The 2,287-nt window shown below is 67.7% G+C and carries 4 protein-coding genes; all 4 read left to right on the top strand.

Translation table 11 applies throughout. The annotated features are described in order from the left end of the window. Nucleotides 1-188: aldehyde dehydrogenase family protein (locus WA805_RS11755; protein WP_425242356.1), on the top strand; the 188-nt coding region annotated here is incomplete at its 5' end. Between the two features lie 176 nt (nucleotides 189-364). Beyond that, complete coding sequence (locus tag WA805_RS11750) at nucleotides 365-643, top strand: helix-turn-helix domain-containing protein (protein WP_425242355.1); 279 nt, start codon at nucleotides 365-367, stop codon at nucleotides 641-643. 306 nt (nucleotides 644-949) lie between these two features. Continuing rightward, the gene (locus tag WA805_RS11745) at nucleotides 950-1,363 is read left to right on the top strand and encodes a hypothetical protein (RefSeq protein ID WP_422278603.1); all 414 of its coding nucleotides are present in this window, start codon (nucleotides 950-952) and stop codon (nucleotides 1,361-1,363) included. Nucleotides 1,364-1,460: 97 nt separating this feature from the next. Next, nucleotides 1,461-1,874 (top strand): transposase, encoded by a 414-nt coding sequence (locus WA805_RS11740; protein WP_425242354.1) that lies wholly within the window; start codon nucleotides 1,461-1,463, stop codon nucleotides 1,872-1,874. Nucleotides 1,875-2,287: the final 413 nt, after the last annotated feature.

The following is a 2,287-nucleotide window of genomic DNA, read 5'->3' as shown; positions in this document are numbered from 1 at the left end:
GCGACATCTCCAAGGCCCACGCCCTGGCCAAGAAGATCCGGGCCGGCACCGTCTGGATCAACTGCTACAACGTGTTCGACGCGGCACTGCCGTTCGGCGGATACAAGCAGTCCGGCTGGGGCCGTGAAATGGGCCACCAGGCCCTGGAGGCCTACACCGAAGTCAAGGCCGTCACCACCCAGCTGTAAGCCAGCAGCCGTAATTCCGGGGCCGGACCGGCCAGGCCCGGCCCCGGGGCTACCTGCCAGGGAACAGCAACAAGTACGCGCGCCCGGCACCAGCAGCCTCATGCTCGCCGACACCGGCGCTCGCCGCGACCCCGATGGATTGTCCGAGGAGACCTCACAGGCCGAACCAGTGGCCGGTGGCGGCATACGAGAATGCCATATCTGCGGCCGCCCTCCACCTGTGCGAGGGTGGTCACAAGGCCCTGTTAGACGTCCGCACCACCCTCGGCGTGTCCGTCGCCGAACTGGCCATGCGGGCCTCGCTCACCGAAGACGATATCGAGTGCATCGAGGAAGGCGGCACCGAGCCCACCGTCCCCTTGCTGCGCCGCGTCGCCGCCGCCCTCAACGCCGACGTCCACCTCACCGCCGGCCACGACCTCGGCTCCGTCTGGTTCGAAACCCACGCTGCCTGAACGTTGCCATCTCTGGCCAACATGCGCTCTGCAGGCGCTGGAACCGCCGATAGGCGCGCTCTGGAGTGGGAACGCTGGCAGGCTGGCGGCCGCTCATAATTGGGCCGTCTGTGAAGGGTCAGCCATGGTCTGCGAGTGGCTGGCCGGGGACCGCCGTACGCGGCGATGGCGTCTCAGAAGCGTTCCGTCCCGCCGCAGCCCATTCATGATCGCGGATCGGGATCCGCGATCTCCTGTTGCCCAAGTGCCCGTCCTGCGGCACCGTGGAATGGGACAGCCTGAGCGATCCTGAGGAAGGACAACCCGATGACGGGCGCGGATTCCCGGACCCGGGCCACCGGCGTATCACGCGCGGGCGTGCTCGCCCGGGTCACTGTCGCCACACTGCTGGTGCTTGCCGCCCCTGCCGTTTCCTTTCTGCTTACCACCGGCATTCTCGGGTCGGGCGCGTCGGTAGAGTTCCCGCACGGATATGCGGTGACGCTCATCGTCACGGTCCTGGTAACGGCGGCAGCCAGCGCGCTGGGGGCGCGGCTCGCCGGGCGTGCGGGACTCGCGGCCATCCGGGTCGTGCTCGCGTGGTGGGCGATCATCAGCTTCGCGGTGACCGTTGCGGGCGTCTCGCTCGGCCACGCGCACCTGACCGAGCTGGGAATCGCCATTCTGGCAGCCGCCCTGGCCGGGCTGGCCGTCGGACTCCCCCTTGCCGCACGGCGCTGACCCCTAAGGCAGCGCCGCAAGAGCGTTGGTCCGGGCCACTCGCCTTGGTGCAGTCGTTGTCGGAGGCCCTCACGGGCCATCGGCTGTGTTAGCTCAGGTGCCCAAGGGCTCGACGGAGATGGTCGCCGCGACCATCCGCACCATCTTCGCCCAGTCCGGCCCGGCGCAGGTCCGCGAGCAGCTCGGCGCCATCGCTGGCATGCTCGGCCCGCCAGTTCCCCGGGTCGAGGCGATGCTGCACGACGCGGCCCACGACATCACCGCCTTCGCCGCGTTCCCGTCGGGCACTGGAAGAGGATCTGGCCCGCTAACCCCTCGAGTGGCTGAACAAGGAGATCAAGCGCAGACCGACGTCGCCGGTGTCTTCCCCAACCCCGAGGCAGCTGGTACCCGTCGCCCCACGGTAATTGCGCTGCTACGCCGGGGCAGGAGCGGCATCATCGTTGACTGTGAGTACGAAGAAGCAGAAGGCGGCCGCCAAACGGAAGAGAGTTGCCTCGGCCCCGGGTGACCGAGTTCGCTGCCGTCGCGGTCGTTCCCGCCCTTCCCGGGACAGCTGACAAGCCTGCAGGGTCACAGGGCCTCTACGACATCGTGTTCGTACTGGGAGTTCCTGGCGTGAGCAGCGTCACGACCAGCCTTGACTTCGACGCTATCGCCGCGGGCGGAGACTCGCTTCTGCAGGGTTCTGGATTGCACGTGCAGCTGGAATCCTCGGACGGTCACTCGCTGCATGCGGCTCGCATCGTCCCGAACAGAAGTGGTCGCCTGGCGCAGATCCGCCTCACGGCCGATGATTTTCGTCTGCCGAGAACGAGGCGTTCGACGCCGTGATGCCGACGCTCAGCAGAATCGCGTTCCAAGCGGACACGCCGCTTGAGGTGACCGCCATTTCGCTGACCGAGCGAGCTACACAGACCAGGC

It is taken from the genome of Trebonia sp., from assembly GCF_049794275.1.
In the GTDB taxonomy this organism is placed as follows: Bacteria; Actinomycetota; Actinomycetes; order Streptosporangiales; family Streptosporangiaceae; genus Trebonia.
This window is presented reverse-complemented; position numbering and strand designations above follow the sequence as displayed.

Coding starts and splice junctions, on each gene's coding strand:
- WA805_RS11745 (WP_422278603.1), top strand. CDS start 950: ATGACGGGCGCGGATTCCCGGACCCGGGCCACCGGCGTATCACGCGCG.